Source organism: Acidovorax sp. NN32, assembly GCF_057597245.1.
Map to the genome: position 1 here is coordinate 1127239 of NZ_CP199679.1, position 17203 is coordinate 1144441.

16 protein-coding genes are annotated in these 17203 nt (G+C 56.4%); 13 read left to right on the top strand and 3 right to left on the bottom strand.

Annotated elements, in window-relative coordinates; genetic code table 11:
* Positions 1-80: 80 nt before the first annotated feature.
* Together msrP and ACT89O_RS05180 are read left to right on the top strand one after the other, a co-directional pair.
* Complete coding sequence (gene msrP / locus ACT89O_RS05175) at positions 81-1085, top strand: protein-methionine-sulfoxide reductase catalytic subunit MsrP (protein ID WP_055399284.1); 1005 nt, start codon at positions 81-83, stop codon at positions 1083-1085.
* A 66-nt stretch (positions 1086-1151) separates the two neighbouring features.
* A complete protein-coding gene (locus ACT89O_RS05180) occupies positions 1152-1805 on the top strand; it encodes a protein-methionine-sulfoxide reductase heme-binding subunit MsrQ (RefSeq protein WP_487262024.1) in 654 nt (217 codons plus the stop codon).
* Positions 1806-1905: 100 nt separating this feature from the next.
* Here ACT89O_RS05180 and ACT89O_RS05185 read toward each other — a convergent pair whose 3' ends face one another.
* Entirely contained in the window at positions 1906-2724 is an 819-nt protein-coding gene (locus tag ACT89O_RS05185) for an oxygen-binding di-iron domain-containing protein (protein ID WP_055399379.1), read from the bottom strand.
* 124 nt (positions 2725-2848) lie between these two features.
* Entirely contained in the window at positions 2849-3058 is a 210-nt protein-coding gene (gene lptM / locus ACT89O_RS05190; protein ID WP_121507458.1) for an LPS translocon maturation chaperone LptM, read from the bottom strand.
* A 12-nt stretch (positions 3059-3070) separates the two neighbouring features.
* On the opposite strand from lptM, the gene cyaY reads away from it, so the two are divergent.
* Complete coding sequence (gene cyaY, locus ACT89O_RS05195; RefSeq protein WP_055399280.1) at positions 3071-3400, top strand: iron donor protein CyaY; 330 nt, start codon at positions 3071-3073, stop codon at positions 3398-3400.
* A gap of 58 nt (positions 3401-3458) precedes the next feature.
* Here cyaY and ACT89O_RS05200 read toward each other — a convergent pair whose 3' ends face one another.
* Positions 3459-5852, bottom strand: a complete 2394-nt coding sequence (locus tag ACT89O_RS05200) for a penicillin-binding protein 1A (RefSeq protein WP_487262025.1) — start codon at positions 5850-5852, stop codon at positions 3459-3461.
* A gap of 268 nt (positions 5853-6120) precedes the next feature.
* On the opposite strand from ACT89O_RS05200, the gene ACT89O_RS05205 reads away from it, so the two are divergent.
* From ACT89O_RS05205 to ACT89O_RS05250, 10 genes are all read left to right on the top strand, one after another.
* The gene (locus ACT89O_RS05205) at positions 6121-7200 is read left to right on the top strand and encodes a pilus assembly protein PilM (protein ID WP_055399276.1); all 1080 of its coding nucleotides are present in this window, start codon (positions 6121-6123) and stop codon (positions 7198-7200) included.
* Positions 7197-7805 carry a PilN domain-containing protein gene (locus ACT89O_RS05210; RefSeq protein WP_176888442.1) on the top strand — a complete coding sequence of 203 codons (609 nt, stop codon included), beginning with the start codon at positions 7197-7199 and terminating at the stop codon, positions 7803-7805. The genes ACT89O_RS05205 and ACT89O_RS05210 overlap by 4 nt, the downstream gene beginning before the upstream one ends.
* A gap of 2 nt (positions 7806-7807) precedes the next feature.
* Complete coding sequence (locus ACT89O_RS05215; RefSeq protein ID WP_487262026.1) at positions 7808-8488, top strand: type IV pilus inner membrane component PilO; 681 nt, start codon at positions 7808-7810, stop codon at positions 8486-8488.
* Positions 8485-9027, top strand: coding sequence for a pilus assembly protein PilP (locus ACT89O_RS05220; RefSeq protein WP_487262027.1), 543 nt, complete (start codon positions 8485-8487; stop codon positions 9025-9027). The genes ACT89O_RS05215 and ACT89O_RS05220 overlap by 4 nt, the downstream gene beginning before the upstream one ends.
* A complete protein-coding gene (locus tag ACT89O_RS05225) occupies positions 9024-11165 on the top strand; it encodes a type IV pilus secretin PilQ (RefSeq protein WP_487262028.1) in 2142 nt (713 codons plus the stop codon). Before ACT89O_RS05220 ends, ACT89O_RS05225 begins: the two co-directional genes overlap by 4 nt.
* 22 nt (positions 11166-11187) lie before the next feature.
* Positions 11188-12711, top strand: a complete 1524-nt coding sequence (locus tag ACT89O_RS05230) for a putative Ig domain-containing protein (protein ID WP_487262029.1) — start codon at positions 11188-11190, stop codon at positions 12709-12711.
* A 418-nt stretch (positions 12712-13129) separates the two neighbouring features.
* Positions 13130-14227, top strand: a complete 1098-nt coding sequence (aroB, locus tag ACT89O_RS05235; protein ID WP_487262030.1) for a 3-dehydroquinate synthase — start codon at positions 13130-13132, stop codon at positions 14225-14227.
* A gap of 74 nt (positions 14228-14301) precedes the next feature.
* On the top strand, positions 14302-15471 hold the full coding sequence (locus ACT89O_RS05240; protein ID WP_228898903.1) for a deoxyguanosinetriphosphate triphosphohydrolase: 1170 nt from the start codon (positions 14302-14304) through the stop codon (positions 15469-15471).
* Positions 15472-15542: 71 nt separating this feature from the next.
* A complete protein-coding gene (locus tag ACT89O_RS05245) occupies positions 15543-16172 on the top strand; it encodes a DUF1415 domain-containing protein (RefSeq protein WP_487262031.1) in 630 nt (209 codons plus the stop codon).
* Positions 16172-17128 carry a class I SAM-dependent methyltransferase gene (locus ACT89O_RS05250; RefSeq protein WP_487262032.1) on the top strand — a complete coding sequence of 319 codons (957 nt, stop codon included), beginning with the start codon at positions 16172-16174 and terminating at the stop codon, positions 17126-17128. The genes ACT89O_RS05245 and ACT89O_RS05250 overlap by 1 nt, the downstream gene beginning before the upstream one ends.
* The last annotated feature ends 75 nt before the right edge of the window (positions 17129-17203 follow it).

Genomic DNA, 17203 nt, shown 5'->3' on the forward strand with positions numbered 1-17203 from the left:
CGCGGTCTAGGGAACGAACTAACAGTTGTGCTGCTCTACTGTTGCAGCTGTTTCCACAAGACCATGACCGGAGCCTCCCCATGCTGATCCCTTCGCGCGATTCGGGTTTCAACCACCCCCACTCCTCCGAAATCACACCCCGCGCGGTCTACGAAGACCGGCGCCAGATGCTCAAGCTCATGGCGGGCGGCGCTGCAGGTGCCGCGATGGCGGCCTGGGCAGGCCGCGAGGCGCTGGCGCAGCAGGCGCAGGTGGTGCGGCCCAACAAGCTGGCTGCGCTGGCGGGTGCCAAGTCCACCGTGGCGGGCGCGGTCACAATGGAAAAGCTCACTGACTACAAAGACGCAAGCACCTACAACAACTTCTACGAATTCGGCACCGACAAGGCCGACCCCGCGCGCAACGCCCACACACTCAAGACCACGCCCTGGACGGTGGAAGTGGAAGGGCTGGTCAAGAAGCCGGGTAAATACGGCATCGAAGACCTGATCAAGCTCAGCGCACAGGAGGAGCGCATCTACCGCCTGCGCTGTGTGGAGGGCTGGTCCATGGTCATCCCCTGGGTGGGCTATTCGCTGGCCGAACTGATCAAGCGTGTGGAGCCCCAGGGTAGCGCCAAGTATGTGGAATTTGTGACGCTGGCCGACAAGGCCACCATGCCTTTTGTCGGATCGCGCGTGCTCGACTGGCCCTATGTGGAAGGCCTGCGCATGGACGAGGCAATGAACCCTCTCACACTGCTGGCTTTTGGCATGTATGGCGAAGTGCTGCCCAACCAGAACGGGGCGCCTGTTCGCCTGGTGGTGCCGTGGAAGTACGGCTTCAAGAGCGCCAAAAGCATTGTCAAGATCCGCTTTGTCGAGAAAGAACCCGGCACGGCATGGAACAAGGCGGCCAAGCAGGAATACGGCTTTTACTCAAACGTGAACCCTGAGGTGGACCACCCTCGCTGGAGCCAGGCCACCGAGCGACGCATTGGCGAAGATGGCCTGTTTGCCAAAAAGCGCAAGACGCTCATGTTCAACGGCTATGAAGCCCAGGTGGGGCAGCTGTACGCGGGCATGGACCTCAAGAAGTTCTACTGATCTTCATTCGCCTTTTTTCTCCGCTTGACGTGTAGGTAAAGCGGCAGAAGAGGGGCGCGGATCACCATGCGCAAACTCTTCCTCCATTCTGCCGCCAAGCCCGTGATCTTTGCACTGTGCCTGCTTCCGTTGGCGTGGCTGGTCTACGCTGCGGCGGCCAATCAGCTGGGCGCCAATCCGGCCGAGGCCCTGATCCGCGCCACGGGTGACTGGACGCTGCGCGCGCTCTGTCTGGTGCTGGCCGTTACGCCGCTGCGCGTGGTGACTTCCACGCCCCAGCTTGCGCGCTTTCGGCGCATGCTGGGCCTGTTCGTGTTTTTCTACGGCCTGCTGCACCTGCTGAGCTACGCCTGGTTCGACATGGGTTTTGATGGGACCGACATCGTGCGCGACATCATCAAGCGGCCTTTCATCCTGGTCGGGTCTCTGGCGCTGCTGGTGCTCACGCTGCTTGCCGCCACATCGTTCAACCGCGCGATCAAGGCTTTGGGCGCAAAGCGCTGGCAGGCGCTGCACCGCAGCGTATACGCAGTGGCGGGCCTGGCCATCCTGCACTTCTTCTGGATGCGCGCTGGCAAGAATGATTTTGGCGAGGTGGCGGTGTATGCGGCGGTTTTGTCAGCTTTGCTGGGCTGGCGGCTGTGGCACCGGCTGCGCAAGCGTCGGCCAACCCAGGGTACGGCGGGGGCCAAGGCATCCCAAGCCGCCCGCACGTCGTAGCGCTGTGCTTGTGGAATTATTTGCTATATAAATAATAGCTGCTGGAGCTTGATGGTAAAGCGCCAGCAGCAAATTTAGCCTGAAATTCCAAGACCTGCGGCTACCGCGCCGGTGCCGCGCGCATCTGCCGGGTCACAGGATCGATGTAACCGGTGGGAATCTGGTACGCCCGATCGTCAAACAGGTCGATGCCACACATGAGGTTCTCGATCCAGCTGAAGAAATCGCTGATCGCCTGCTTGCCCATGATGGGCGCGCCGTGCTGTGGCACCAGCATGGCGATATCAAGTTGCCGTGCCATGCGGACCCAGAGCCGCAGGATCTTGTTGGACACCATATAGCGGCGGTGAAATCCCTCCATGCGCGGGATGTGAGCCTTGAGGTCGGTCACCGGCACACGAGCCTCGGCGCCCGACATCATCGACACCCCCAGGTCGCCGGTGAACAGGATGCGGCTGACCGGGTCGTAGAAGTGAAAGTTGCCCTCGGAGTGCATGAAGTGCGCAGGCAGCAGCACCAGTTCATGGCGGCCCAGGGGCAGATGCCCCCCACTGTCGGGCACACCGATGACGCGATTTTCCGTCTTGCCTACCTTGGTGAAGTGGGGCGCAAAACGTTCCCAGACGCGTGAGATCACCAGGTCGGCCTTGGTGCTGGTCATCCAGCGATCCAGCGAGGCAATGATGTCTGGGTCTGCATGCGAAGCGATCAGGTACGACAGCTTGTGCGGTGGGAAGTGCTTGGTCATCCCCATGAACAGCTCGTTGAAGGCCAGGTTGCCACCGGGGTCGATGATGGCGCCGGTGTCGTCGTCCACGATCAGAAACTGGTTGGCCTGAACGGCCTGACCGTCTTCTTCGATGAGGTCGGTGAACATCAGACAAGCATGGTTCTTGTCGCGGTAGAGTTCGAGGGCCATGGCCATCCTGCGGTGCAATAAAGCACGAACTGTACGATTGACCCTCTGAGACGTCCTTGATAGAAATCAAGTGCCCTGGTGGTATTGGTGATCAGAACCGTTGTCCCGGTCCTTCTGCCGCTTTTCAGCGCGGCGCTGACGCTGAAGCTGCGGGGGGCTGCGCAGGGCTGGCGGTACCGACGCCGGGGGTCAAGGTCTGGGGCAGGGTCGCACGCTGCGCAGCTGCCGGACTGCTGGGCAAATACAGGGGGCCCCGTTGACCGCAACCTGCAAGGGCTGCCGCACTGGCAGCAAGGACAAGCGTCCTGACTAGAATTTGGGAAGCTTTCAACATGCGTAAATTGTAATGACCGACCTCGAATTCATGGACCACGCCGAAAAACTGCTGCTTGCCGTCGAGCGCAGCTGCGATCGCATCAACGATGCGACCGATGCCGATGTGGACGCCCAGCGCTCCGGGGGCATGGTGACATTGACGTTCCCCAACCGTAGCCAGATCGTCATCAATCTGCAAAAACCTCTGCACGAGGTGTGGATGGCCGCGCGGTCCGGTGGTTACCACTACCGGTTTGACGGCCAAGCCTGGCAGGACACCAAAGGAGCAGGCGAGTTCTTTGACTGCCTGAGCCGCGACGCAGCCGCCCAAGCGGGTTTGCCACTGCAGTTTTCAGCTTGAGCCACCCTCCTGGGTGGCTCACGTCTCTCAGGTAGATGGAAGAGCGTCCGCAACGCCATCAGTTGCGGAACAGGTCCAGGATGCGGTTTCGCTCTTCGGTGGGCGGTGGCGCTTGTGGAGCCACAGCGGGTGATGCGGATCGGTCATCGAGACCCACACTTGGGATACCGCTGTTGCGCGCGTACTCGTCGTAGAACCATTCCCCGCCTACATTGACCACGCCGGCGGGCACTGTGGGCTCCATGACGGGGACACCCTTGAGTGCACGTTCCATGAAATTGATCCATACCGGCAGGCTGAGGCCGCCCCCTGTTTCGCGGCTTCCCAGGTTACGCGGCGTGTCGTAGCCAATCCAGGTCACTGCAGCGATCGTGGGTTGATATCCGGCAAACCATGCGTCCACAGAATCGTTGGTGGTCCCGGTTTTTCCGTAGAGGTCTGGCCGCTTCAGCGTAGCTTGCGCCCGCGCTGCGGTACCGGAGCGCGTGACCTCTTGCAGCAGGCTGTTCATCACGAAGGCGTTGCGGGCGTCAATGGCACGCGGTTGTTCGCCGGTGACCGGCGGAGTCGTTTCAGAGATGACACGGCCCTTGTGGTCGGTGACCTTGGTGATCAGCCAGGGGTTCACGCGGTATCCGCCGTTGGCAAAGACGGAATAGGCCGTAGCCATTTGCAGGGGTGTGACGGAGCCCGCGCCCAACGCCATGGTGAGGTAGGCCGGGTGCTTTTCAGCATCGAAGCCAAAGCGGGATACCCACTCCTGCGCGGTCTTCGGCCCGACGGCCTGCAAGATGCGGATCGAGATCATGTTCTTGGACTTGGCCAGTCCCGTGCGCATGCTCATGGGGCCGTCGTACTTGCCATCGTAGTTCTTGGGCTCCCATGGTTGGCCACCGGTCACCCCTGCATCAAAGAACAGAGGGGCGTCGTTGATGACCGTTGCGGGCGTGAACCCTTTCTCCAGTGCCGCTGAGTAGATGAAGGGTTTGAAGCTCGACCCGGGTTGGCGCCATGCCTGTGCGGCGTGGTTGAACTTGTTCTTGTCGAAATCAAATCCGCCGACCAGCGCCCGGATGGCTCCAGTGCGCGGGTCCAGTGCCACCAGGGCGCCTTCGACTTCGGGAAGCTGTGTAATTTCCCAGGCGTTCTTGGGTGTTTTCACCACCCGGATCACTGCTCCACGGCGGATCTTGATGTTGGGCGCGGCCTTGTCACTCAGGCCGGACTGTGCGGGCTTCAGTCCATCGCCGGTGATTTCCAGTGTGTCGCCGTTCGCGCGGGCCGCAACGATCTTGCGCGGCGAGGCCTCCAGAACCACGGCAGAAAGGACGTCGCCGTTGTCCGGGTGGTTGGCCAGCGCGTCGTCAATGGCGTCTTCCACCTCCTGGGCCGCCGTCGGCAACACCACGAACTTTTCCGGGCCGCGGTACTGCTGGCGTCGTTCGTAGTCCATGATGCCTCGGCGCAGCGCCGCATACGCAGCCTCTTGTTCCGCAGCGTTAAGTGTCGTGTAGACGTTGAGCCCGCGTGTGTAGGCCTCGTTGCCATACTGCGTGAAGATCAGCTGGCGCGCCATCTCGGCCACGTACTCTGCATGAATCCGGGTACTGTCCGGGCCGGTACGGATCTTGAGTTCTTCTTTCTTGGCATCTGTCGCCTGCTCGGCGGTGATGAAGCCGTTTTCCTCCATGCGCTCAATGATGTAAAGCTGCCTGGAGCGAGCCCGCTTGGGGTTGCTGATGGGGTTGTACGCAGAGGGCGCTTTGGGCAGACCTGCAAGCATGGCCGCCTCAGCCACGGACACCGATTTCAGGGGCTTGCCAAAATAGGCTTCTGACGCCGCAGCGAATCCATAGGCGCGATTGCCCAAATAAATCTGATTCATGTAAATCTCAAGAATCTGATCTTTGGTCAGTAAATGCTCGAGTTTGAATGTCAGTAAGATTTCGTAAATTTTGCGTGTAAATGTTTTCTCTGACGAGAGGTAAACATTCCGCGCCACCTGCATTGTGATAGTAGAGGCGCCCTGGCTTTTTACCCGGCCAAGATTAGCCAAGGCTGCGCGAATTACGCCTTTGTAGTCAACGCCGCCATGCTGGAAGAAGCGGGCATCTTCAATGGCCAATACCGCGTCCTTCATGACCTTCGGGATTTCACCAATGGGGGTGAGGTTGCGGCGCTCCTCGCCGAATTCGCCCAGCAAAGCGCCTTCGGCAGAGTAAACGCGCAAAGGCAACTTGGGGCGATAGTCAGCGAGATCAGAGATGTCCGGCAGGTTCGGATAGGCCACCGCCAGCGCCACTGCAATGGTCAGAGCCAATCCCACGGCGGCCGCAGTCGCCAGGCCCACCATCCAAAGAGTGGCGCGCACCAGCCAACGGAGCCAAGTGGGGCGGGAGGGAGCGGAAGGAGAGTCCTGCTTGTCAGAGGACTTCGATGAAGAGGGCGGCATATCGCTCCGGAGGGGTAAGACGGCCCATTATAAAAATGTCCGCTGCACCCCACTGAAAATCACAATGCCCGGCCCGTGCCCGTCTGCCCAAAGGTGCGTCATCGTTGCCAAACGGTGTTGCAAGGGCGGCTAAATTCGTCTGCTTTTGGCAACGCTCCGCAAGTGTTACGCGGGGAAAAATCTTTGCTGGAGAACTATCTTACTGATAGCATTCATGTGAAGTGTTAAGTTTTGTTGCCTCATTTTGGCAAGTTACAGGGGACCAATCTTGAGCTCAATGGGGTCTTTGTTCAGTCGCCAGTCTCCGCCGCTGCTGGGAATCGACATCAGTTCCTCCAGTGTCAAACTGGTGGAGCTTGGGCGCGATAAGGCAGGCGGCTTGGTTCTGGAGCGTTGCGCGATCGAACCGCTGGAGCGTGGCTGGATCACGGATGGCAACATCGAAAAATTCGACGAAGTTGCGGACGCACTGCGCCGCTTGGTCAAAAAAAGTGGAACGCGCACGAAGAACGTCGCCTTGGCACTGCCGCCATCGGCCGTCATCACCAAGAAGATTACGCTGCCAGGGGGCATGACAGAACAAGAGCTTGAGGTTCAAGTCGAGTCGGAGGCCAATCAGTACATTCCTTTCTCGCTCGACGAAGTGAGTTTGGACTTCTGCGTCATCGGCCCCAGCAAAAATGCGCCGGGGGACGTCGATGTTCTCATTGCCGCATCTCGGCGAGAGAAGGTCCAAGACCGCCAAGGTTTGGCAGAGGCTGCAGGCCTCAAGCCGGTAGTGGTGGACATTGAATCCCATGCCTCCCGATTGGCTGCGGGGCGTCTCATTGAGGCCTTGCCCAAGAAAGGCGTCGACGCAATGGTTGCGCTTTTTGAGGTGGGAGCACTTACCACCAGCATGCAGGTTATCCGCAACGAAGAAGTTCTTTATGACCGGGACCAAGCTTTTGGAGGAGCGCAGCTGACCCAATTGATCGTCCGTCAATACGGTTTCTCAGTGGAAGAGGCGGAAAGTAAAAAGCGAAATGGTGACCTCCCAGAAGACTACCAATCGGCTGTGCTGCGGCCGTTTGTAGACAGCATGGCCCAGGAGATAGGTCGAGCTTTGCAGTTTTTCTTCACCAGTACACCCCATAACCGTGTTGATCACATCATGCTTGCAGGTGGCTCCGCGCCACTGCCAGGCCTGACAGAGGCTGTTACCCAGCAGACCGGCTTTGCGTGCAGCGCAGTCAATCCTTTTGACGGTATGGAAATCGGAAGTTCCGTTCGTTTGAAAAAAATGGTGCGTGAGGCGCCGTCCTATCTGACCTCGTGCGGTCTGGCCATGCGGAGGTTCCTGCAGTGATTCTGATCAATTTACTTCCGCACCGGGAAGCTGCGCGCAAACGTCGGAAGGAAGCCTTTCAGGCGACGATGTTTGCATCATTTCTGATTGGTCTGGCAATCGCTGGGGCAGTGTATTGGTGGTTTCAAATGATGATCACCGCCCAGCAAGAGCGAAATGCTTTTCTTCAGAGTGAAATTAAGGTCCTTGAAGAACAAATCAAGGAAATTGCCACCATAGAAGACGAAATTGCGGCTTTGCGGGCTAGGCAGAAGGCTGTGGAAGATCTTCAGTCAGATCGAAATCTCCCTGTTCACTTGCTCAATGAGCTTGTGCGTCAGATACCGGAAGGCGCGTATGTGACAAGCATTAAGCAAACTGAACAAGTAATCGCTATGCAGGGGGTTGCCCAGTCCAACGAGCGTGTTTCTGAAATGCTTCGGAATTTGACCGATAACACCCCTTGGCTGTCAAAGCCGGAGTTGGTGGAAATTGTGGCGAGCAATATTGCTTTGTCGTCCAGAGACCAGCGTCGAGTGTCCACGTTCAATTTGCGTTTCCGGCTGATGCGTACCGGTGAAGTGCAAAAAGCCAAAGACTCGGCTAGCGCCGCGATTGGGAAATAAACATGGCAAAAAAATCAAAAAAAGATATTGATTTCTCTGCCTTGCAGGAGAGTATTTCTCGGCAATTTCGGAATTTGGATCCCAAAGATCCCTCATTGTGGCCCGTAGCTCCAAAGATCCTGTTGTGTCTTTTTATCTCCATTGCGGTGGCTGCTGTTCTTTGGTTTGCCAAGATCAATGAGTATGAAGTCGAACTTGAAACAGAGATCGCTAAAGAGCAAACCCTGCGTCAAGACTATCAAGCAAAATTGACTAAAGCTGTGAGTTTGGAGGCTTTAAAGCGTCAACGAGAACAGGTCCAGCAGTACGTTATTCAACTGGAAAAGCAACTGCCAAGCAAGGCCGAGATGGCAGCGTTGCTCTCTGATATCAATCAAGCGGGGCTTGGAAGAAGTTTGCAGTTTGATTTGTTTCGACCAGGCCAAGTGGTGGTTAAAGAGTATTATGCTGAATTGCCTATCCAAGTTCGTGTGACTGGAAAATATCACGATATGGGATCGTTTGCATCTGATATTGCGCATTTGTCTCGAATTGTTACCTTAAACAATATTTCCATTGCCCCATTGGGGAAGGAGAAGGGTGGGGCTGCGTTAACTATGGAGGCCACAGCCCGTACGTTTAGGTACCTCGATTCTGAGGAAATTCAGGCTCAAAAGCAGGTGGCGAAGGGCGGCAAAAAATGACGTCACATAGACTGATTTCATTAATAGTGGTTGCTCTTGGCTTGTCCGGTTGTGGTTCTTCGGGTGACGACGAATTGCGTCAGTGGATGTCGGAGTTGCGGGCAACAACCAAGCCCAAGGTAACCCCTTTGACTGAGCCCAAGCAATTTTTACCCCAAACTTATGCAATGGATTCAGGGGTTGAGCCGTTCAATTCTATAAAGTTAACACAGGCGTTGAGACGGGAGTCTACCCAGTCTGCCTCTAACGCTGCTTTGATTGCCCCAGAGATGGCCAGGCGAAAGGAGCCTCTGGAGTCTTATCCGCTGGATGTAATGGCGATGGTAGGCAGTCTTGATAAAAAGGGTGCGCCGACTGCACTATTGAAAGTTGATAAGCTACTTTATCAAGTGCGAGTTGGAAACTATATTGGTCAAAACTACGGGCGAATAACGAAAATTACTGAGAATTCGATTCAGTTGCGCGAAATTGTTCAAGATGCAACTGGTGATTGGATTGAACGTGCGGCCTCCCTCGATCTGCAAGAGGACAAGAAATGAAATATCTGAAAATTTATCCATCAAAGATTTGTCAAATTGCAGTGGGATTCACATTTGCTGTATTGACACCCATCAGTGTGTTCGCGCAGGTTGTAGTTCAATCTGTAATGGGGAGCGTGCAGAACGGTGTAGATGTAGTCCGTATTGATTTTTCTGAGCCACTGAAGTCTGTGCCCACAGGATTTTCCATCCAATCGCCTCCTCGCATTGCTTTGGACTTTCCTGATGCGTCCAATGCGACTGGAAAAAATGTTTTTGAAGTGAATCAGGGCAACGTTAAGTCTGTCAATGTGGTGCAGGCCGGTGACCGCTCCCGAATTGTCTTGAATCTTAAGCAATCTACTTCCTATCAGGCTGAAATTCAAGGGAAATCACTCCTGATTTCTTTGGGGACGGTGCAGTCTGCCAATTCAGCAACTCAAGCGGTGTCTGCTCCAGTGTTTGCTGATCCTGCTAATTCTGATATTCAGACACTGAAAGATGTTGACTTCAGACGAGGCGCGGATGGCTCTGGGCGTGTGGTGGTGATGCTTCCTTCAAGCCAAGTGGGTGTTGATATTCGTCAGCAGGGAAAAGGCTTGGTGGTGGATTTCCTAAAATCCTCATTGCCGGAAGGGCTGCGTCGGCGTTTGGATGTGGGTGATTTTGGCACGCCAGTGCAAGCTATTACAACCGTTCAGCAAGGTGAGCGGGTTCGCATGACCATCGATCCTATTGGTGATTGGGAGCATAGCGCGTATCAGAGTGATAGCCAGTTCGTAGTTGAAATCCGGCAAAAGAAGGTCGACCTGAATAAGCTAACACAAGGCCCTGGATATAGTGGTGAGAAGCTCTCGCTGAATTTTCAGAATATTGAGGTTCGATCTCTTCTGCAAGTTATTGCTGATTTTACCAATTTCAATATTGTGACCTCGGATACGGTCACTGGTTCGCTGACATTGCGTCTCAAAGATGTGCCTTGGGATCAAGCGCTTCAAATCATAATGGAGGCCAAAGGCTTGGGGATGCGAAAATCTGGAACGGTGTTGTGGATTGCGCCTAAAGATGAAATTGATGATAGGACGAAGAAGGATTACGAGGCTGCGTTAGCTATTCAAAAACTGGAGCCGCTTCGAACGCAAGCGTTCCAAATGAATTATGCAAAAGCGGTTGATATGGTCGCTCAACTGACGGCCCAAAGCGGTGGTACATCGGGGGGGACTTCAAATAGATTCCTGTCGGAGCGAGGTAGCGCTATTGCGGAACCCAGAACCAATCAGCTTTTTGTGACTGACACGGCAAGTAAACTGGAAGAAGTGCGTCAGCTCCTCTCGACCTTGGATGTTGCTGTTCGGCAAGTGATGATTGAAGCGAGAATTGTTGAGGCATCCGATACGTTCGGGCGCTCCTTGGGCGTTCGACTAGGTGGAACAGATTTGCGTGCTAATCGTGGCGGTACCGGTGGATACAATATCGGTGGCGGCAATAGCATGGCGTTTGGTACTAGTTATAGCAATGCGGTAGCTTCGTCTGGTGCTGGTGGAACTACTAATACTCTGGGTAATTTTGTTAATCTTCCTGCGCAGGCCCAAGGTGGGTTCGATCCGGCTAGCTTCGCTATATCGATTTTTAACTCAGCGGCCAACAGATTTTTGAATCTTGAAATATCTGCGATGGAGGCAGACGGTAAAGGTAAGATTGTGTCTAGCCCCCGTGTTGTGACAGCTGATCAAACCAAAGCATCTATCGAGCAAGGAACCGAGTTCCCATACCCTGTGACAGCTCCAAATGGTGGAACGGTTATAGCGTTCAAGAAGGCAGTTTTGAAGTTGGAGGTCCTGCCTCAAATAACTCCAGAGGGTAATATCATCTTGGATCTTGATGTAAATAAAGATAGCCCGGGTGAGATTCTTCAGAATGTGCGAGCTATTAATACTAAGCACATTAAAACACAAGTATTGGTTGAAAATGGTGGTACGGTCGTAATTGGCGGAATTTTTGAATTGTTCGAGGATGATGCTGAGGCAAAGGTTCCGTTTTTGGGTGATATTCCTGGTGTAGGCAATTTATTCAAAACAAAAACTAAGCAAGCCAATAAGCAAGAAATGTTGATTTTCATTACCCCGAAGGTTCTCACTGAGCGTGCTGCGGCTCGCTAATTTTATATTGAATGGATGAGCAATGTTGAAAAATGTTAAATTTTTAACCCTTGCGTTAGCGGCAATCTTGTCGGCATGTGGTGGTGGCGGTAGCGGTGGCTCGGGCGAGACGCAGGAAAATTACAGCATCACGCTTCGGGCTGAGAAGACGCAATTGCCGTTAAATATTGCAGGCGCTATGCCTGGCATTGGGGCATATCGGCCATATACCACATCTCTATATGTGGAGGCTCGCAAGGGCAGTGTGCTGATACCTGGCGGTGAGAATGTCTTTGGCTGTAATGTAGCGGGTGGGTTGGATTCGGGGTCGCTGTATTATTTGGATGGCGATCCAGATCATCAAACGGAAGTTGATGATGGGAATGGTGGGAAAATAATAATTCCAAATTCCTATCGAAATATTACTCTCGGTGCAAATTCGGGTGGAAGTTCTTTCCATTTTCATGCTGGTGACCAGGCTGGAACTGCGCGCATCACATGCTCTGTGACTGATCCGCGTGACAATCAACAAAAATCTGCCAGCGTGACAATTTCTGTGGGCGGTACTACCGGAAAACCGGCTAGTGTTCGGATGGCAGCGCAGGTGCCTGGATACTTGGGTACTAAAAACAATGCAAATGGCTTGCTGAGGCAGATGGGTATCCAAGTTTTTGTAATGGATGATGCCAACCAGCCTGTCGCAAGTGGCTCGGGTGCCAGCGTTCAGGTTCGTATTCTTGCGGGCACGGAAGCGGCTCAAGGTGCACGTCTTCTGGCGGGTTCGCAGAGCGGCAGCGTTCTGCAGTTACCTTCAGTGGGTGGGATTGCGACTTTCTCGCTGCTTAGTGGCATGGAGACCGGGCCCATTTTCATGGAGATGACAACCGATCGCTTCGACAACAACGTGAGCAACGGTATTACCGACCCGATCACCTCCATTGAGGCGGTGTCTGTGCTTGCTGCAGTGACTGATCTTCCTGCGGTGGAGGATGCCAACTTGGGCGAAGCTACGAAGGGCATCGCGTTCACCGCTTTCATGACAGTTAAGGGCGGGTTGCCGCCGTACACTTGGTCCGCAACCGGGCTGCCACCGGGCCTGTCAATCGACGCGAGTACCGGCATGATCAGTGGCAAGGCCAGTGAAGAAGCAGAGGAGCGTACCTATCGCGCAACAGTTACGGTGGTCGATAGAAACAAGATGGCTGCGTCAGCAACTGTCACCATCAAGGTGGTGGGGGGCCTGCCGGAAGACTTTGCCATCGGTGATTGCAACGTGAACACTGTATGTTCGCTTGGCGAGACGCCTGTTGGCATCAATTTCACCTACTCGTTCATCGCCTCCGTCGATAATGTGACATGGACCTTTACTGGGTTGCCCGCATGGCTGTCCGCCGGGACGACGGGATCGGCGGGGGTGCTCAACGGGGCTCCGACTGTCGCTGACTGCGGCCGGCGCGAGTTCGTGGTGACGGCCACCAAGGGGGCGGCTTCGGTGACTCGTAGGTTTAGCGTTACTGTGGTCGATGGTGCCCTGCCTACGCAGCTATGCGGCGCTGTGGTGCCGTGAGATGCCGAGCGTTCTAGGTGGAGCAAGCGTTGCCACCGTAATGGTTCTAGCTAACATATGATTCTCGAACCCCGGCTTGCCGGGGTTCGTTGTTTTTGGAGCACCGACAACAGCTGCAACGACTACCTCGCCTTGGGTATCAGGGTATGTAGCACCCCCTAGCTCGACAGATAAACCCGATTTCGCCCCAGCGTTCAAACCGATTTACATATAGATCAACGAGTTAAAGGATCTTTGGTGACGGTTTTTCGCGGAAATTTGGGTGGCGAAGGACACTTTGCAGCGGCCGTTTGGGATCTACTGTGGTTGCCGTTGTCTGCAGCTCTTGAGAGTGCAGCCCGACCAGGCAGAATCGGGTGAATCAATGTGGCGCAGGCTTGCGACCCTTTAATTTACGTGTAACAACATTTCATGCCCCATGCTTGATCAAGCAGTCACCATTGAACTGGCTGAGCGCAGCTATCACATCCTCATTGGCGGTGGTCTTTTGGCCAATGTCGCTTCCTACGCAGATTTGCCCCGGGCCAGCACAGCGCTGATCGTGAGTAACACAACGGTAGCCCCTTTATACGCAGAGGCTTTGCGGGCTGCGCTTGCTGGGCGCTATCCACAGATTCATGAGCTGCGACTGCCGGATGGTGAGGAATACAAAAACTGGCAAACATTGCAGCGGATCTTTGATTCGCTGCTGTCCACCGCATGCGACCGCAAGACAACCATCTTTGCGCTGGGCGGCGGGGTCGTTGGTGACATGACGGGTTTTGCCGCAGCCAGCTACATGCGGGGTGTGCCCTTTGTGCAGGTGCCCACCACGCTGCTGGCCCAAGTGGACTCTTCGGTGGGCGGCAAGACGGCCATCAACCACCCTTTGGGCAAGAACATGATTGGCGCGTTCTACCAGCCGCAGTTGGTGGTGTGCGACCTTGCGGTGCTCGATACGTTGCCAGCGCGTGAGTTCAGTGCCGGTCTTGCAGAGGTCATCAAATACGGACCAATCTCGGACATGGCCTTCTTTGATTGGCTGGAACGGAATATGGATGCCCTGATCGCGCACGACCGCGACGCCCTGGCGCACGCTGTACGGCGCAGTTGCGAGATCAAGGCCTGGGTTGTCGGCCAGGATGAAAAAGAGACGGGCCTTCGTGCCATCCTCAATTTTGGCCATACCTTTGGGCACGCCATTGAAGCTGGCATGGGTTATGGCGTGTGGCTGCATGGTGAGGGCGTTGGTGCCGGCATGGTGATGGCGGCAGAGCTTTCTCGCAGGCTTGGCTTGGTGGACGGCGAGTTTGTGGCCCGCCTGAATCTGCTGATCCAGCGCGCGGGGTTGCCCACCAAGGGGCCCATTCTGGACGCCGCAGACAATGCCGGCCGTTATTTGGAACTGATGCGCATCGATAAGAAATCCGAAGCCGGTGAGATCCGATTTGTCGTGATCGATGGCCCGGGCAAGGCGGCAGTGCGCGCTGCACCGGACAGCCTGGTGCGCGAAGTGATTGATGCCTGTTGTGCCTAGAAGGTGCTTGTCACCAATTGCTATAAATAGTATAGCTATTTGCGCTTTATAGATAAGCACTGGCGGCAATTTTGATTCCGATCTCTGACCTGGCCCCGTACGCCTGCCACCCTGCTGCGACCAGGGGGCGGCGCTACCCTGAAACACCGGCACCCACACGGACCGAATACCAGCGTGATCGGGACCGGATCGTGCACTCCACTGCATTTCGGCGATTGGTCTACAAGACGCAGGTCTTTCTCAACCATGAAGGGGACCTGTTTCGCACACGCCTGACGCACTCGCTGGAGGTCGCCCAATTGGGGCGGTCCATCGCTCGCTCCTTGCGCATCAACGAAGACCTGGTGGAAGCGATCTCGTTGGCCCACGATCTTGGGCACACGCCGTTTGGACATGCCGGCCAGGATGCGCTGCATGGGTGCATGGCGGAGCACGGGGGCTTTGAGCACAACCTGCAGAGTTTGCGGGTGGTGGACAAGCTGGAGGAGCGTTATCCACAGTACGATGGACTGAACTTGACCTTCGAGACGCGTGAAGGCGTGCTCAAGCACTGTTCCAGGCAACACGCACAGCAGTTGGAGCGGGAAGAGCCCGGTGGCGTCGGTGCAAGGTTTTTGCGCCGGGAGCAGCCCAGCCTGGAGGCGCAGCTGTGCAACCTAGCCGATGAAATCGCCTACAACGCGCACGACATCGATGACGGCGTGCGCTCTGGGCTGATCACGCTGGCGCAATTGCAGGACGTGCCCCTGTTCGACCAGTACCGCGCTGCGGCCCAGGCCGAGTACCCGGATCTTGTGCAGCCGCTCCTGCAGCGGCGCCTGTTGTTTGAAGCCATACGGCGCATGCTCAGCGCGCAGGTTTATGACGTGATTGATGCCACGCAGGCAGCGCTGGCCAGGCACGCGCCCACTGATGTGCAGGCCGTGCGCCAATCGCCGTCGCTCGTGATGTTTGGCGATGCCATGCGTGCGCGCTCGCTGGAACTCAAGCAGTTCCTCTTTAAAAACCTGTACCGCCATCCACGCGTCATGGAGACCACGGGACGTGCGCAGGAGGTCGTGCGCGACCTGTTTGCAGCGTACACGGCCTCCCCCCAAGAAATGAAGGCGGCGTTTGCCGAGCAGGCCTCTGTGGATTGCGGCCCGCTGCGGGCAAGGGCTGTGGCGGATTTCATTGCGGGCATGACAGACCGGTTTGCAGCGCGGGAGCATGAGCGCCTGACGGGACGGCGGCTTTTCGACTAGCGGCTGTGGGGGCGGGCAGGGCGCCCGGTAAAATCAACCCCGCACTTCTTCGCGCCCCGTGCGCCCGTTTCATGACTTCCTCCCCCCCCTTTACGGCCTCGGCGGTCTCTTCGGAGCCTGCCGATTTGTTCGTTCGCAACACCGTCCGTTGGCTGGAGCGAGCTGTGATCGGGCTCAACCTGTGCCCTTTTGCCAAGGGTGTTCATGTCAAAGGGCAGATTCACTACGTGGTCGCGCTGACCGAAGACTTGACGGACGTGCTGGCTCTTCTGCGCAGTGAGCTGTCCGCCCTGGTGGCGACCCCTGCCGAAACGCGGGACACCACCTTGCTGATACTCCCTCACTGCCTCCAGGATTTTCTTGATTTCAACGATTTTCTGGGAGATGCGGAGGCACTGCTGGAGGCCATGGGGCTCGACGGCACGCTGCAGATCGCGAGTTTTCACCCCCAGTTTCAGTTTGCGGGCACCGATGTGGATGACGTGACCAATTGCACCAACCGTTCGCCATACCCCACACTGCATCTGCTGCGGGAGGAGAGCATCGACCGCGCCGTGGAGGTGTTTCCGGAGGCGGAAACAATTTTTGAGCGAAATATTGAGGTGCTGCAGGCATTGGGCATGCAGGGCTGGTCTGCGCTGGATGTGGGCCCCAGCGCTGGCACGCCATCGCTGCCGGAAGCGAACCAGGACGTTCGATGATGAGAAAGACCAAAGACCTCTCTGCAGCCCGCGTGCAGCAGCCACATGCTTCCCGCCCGAAGGCGGCCGCCTCCAAGGCCGAGTCTGCGGAGCTTTCCGAACTGCGGCCGGGCCAGTCGATAGAACTGCTCAAGGAATTGCACATCCTCACGCGCGATGGACGCCTGAATCAGGACTCGCGGCGCAAGCTCAAGCAGGTCTACCACCTGTTCAACTTCATCGAGCCGCTGCTCACGGAGCTTGCCACCACCGACCAGGGGCCGACGCTCGCAGACCATGGGGCGGGCAAGTCGTATCTGGGTTTTATCCTGTACGACCTGTACTTCAAGGCCCTGGGGCATGGGCACATCTACGGGGTGGAAACGCGCGCCGAGCTGGTGGACAAATCCCGCCTGCTGGCGCAGAAGCTGGGCTTTGAACGCATGTCGTTCCTGAATGTGTCGGTGGCGGAATCCACCGGCGCAGATGAATTGCCAGCCCGGATCGATGTGGTCACCGCCCTGCATGCCTGTGACACCGCCACGGACGATGCCATTGCTTTCGGCCTGCAGAAACAGGCCCGGGCGATGGTGCTGGTGCCGTGCTGCCAGGCTGAGATGGCCGCCTGCCTGCGGCAGGACAAGGCCTTGCAGCTGTCGCGCACGCCCTTGGCCGAGCTGTGGCGCCACCCGCTGCACACGCGCGAACTGGGCAGCCAGGTCACCAATGTGTTGCGCTGTCTGTACCTAGAGGCGAGTGGCTACCAGGTCACCGTGACGGAGCTGGTAGGCTGGGAGCACAGCATGAAGAATGAGCTGATCATTGCCCGCTACACGGGGCAGAAAAAGCGCAGTGCCTCGGAGCGCCTGCGCGCCATTCTGGAAGAGTTTGGCCTCGACAAGGCGCTGGGGGCTCGCTTTGGTCTGAAGTCGGAGGCTCGCGATACCCAGGTTGCCGTGGAATTGGTGCAGGACTGACGTCGCGCCATACGTTGTTGCCGGGGTGAGAATAAATCGGGGACGGATTTATGATCATCCTCCCCCTAGCTCCCA

What these genes read in the sequence shown, in the direction of transcription:
- ACT89O_RS05180 (WP_487262024.1), top strand. Translation starts at nt 1,152, where the DNA reads ATGCGCAAACTCTTCCTCCATTCTGCCGCCAAGCCCGTGATCTTTGCA.
- ACT89O_RS05220 (WP_487262027.1), top strand. Translation starts at nt 8,485, where the DNA reads ATGACGTCACATAGACTGATTTCATTAATAGTGGTTGCTCTTGGCTTG.
- cyaY (WP_055399280.1), top strand. Translation starts at nt 3,071, where the DNA reads ATGACCGACCTCGAATTCATGGACCACGCCGAAAAACTGCTGCTTGCC.
- ACT89O_RS05230 (WP_487262029.1), top strand. Translation starts at nt 11,188, where the DNA reads ATGTTGAAAAATGTTAAATTTTTAACCCTTGCGTTAGCGGCAATCTTG.
- ACT89O_RS05185 (WP_055399379.1), bottom strand. Translation starts at nt 2,724, where the DNA reads ATGGCCCTCGAACTCTACCGCGACAAGAACCATGCTTGTCTGATGTTC.
- ACT89O_RS05250 (WP_487262032.1), top strand. Translation starts at nt 16,172, where the DNA reads ATGAGAAAGACCAAAGACCTCTCTGCAGCCCGCGTGCAGCAGCCACAT.
- ACT89O_RS05215 (WP_487262026.1), top strand. Translation starts at nt 7,808, where the DNA reads ATGGCAAAAAAATCAAAAAAAGATATTGATTTCTCTGCCTTGCAGGAG.
- ACT89O_RS05245 (WP_487262031.1), top strand. Translation starts at nt 15,543, where the DNA reads ATGACTTCCTCCCCCCCCTTTACGGCCTCGGCGGTCTCTTCGGAGCCT.
- ACT89O_RS05200 (WP_487262025.1), bottom strand. Translation starts at nt 5,852, where the DNA reads ATGCCGCCCTCTTCATCGAAGTCCTCTGACAAGCAGGACTCTCCTTCC.
- ACT89O_RS05225 (WP_487262028.1), top strand. Translation starts at nt 9,024, where the DNA reads ATGAAATATCTGAAAATTTATCCATCAAAGATTTGTCAAATTGCAGTG.
- lptM (WP_121507458.1), bottom strand. Translation starts at nt 3,058, where the DNA reads ATGTTGAAAGCTTCCCAAATTCTAGTCAGGACGCTTGTCCTTGCTGCC.
- aroB (WP_487262030.1), top strand. Translation starts at nt 13,130, where the DNA reads ATGCTTGATCAAGCAGTCACCATTGAACTGGCTGAGCGCAGCTATCAC.
- msrP (WP_055399284.1), top strand. Translation starts at nt 81, where the DNA reads ATGCTGATCCCTTCGCGCGATTCGGGTTTCAACCACCCCCACTCCTCC.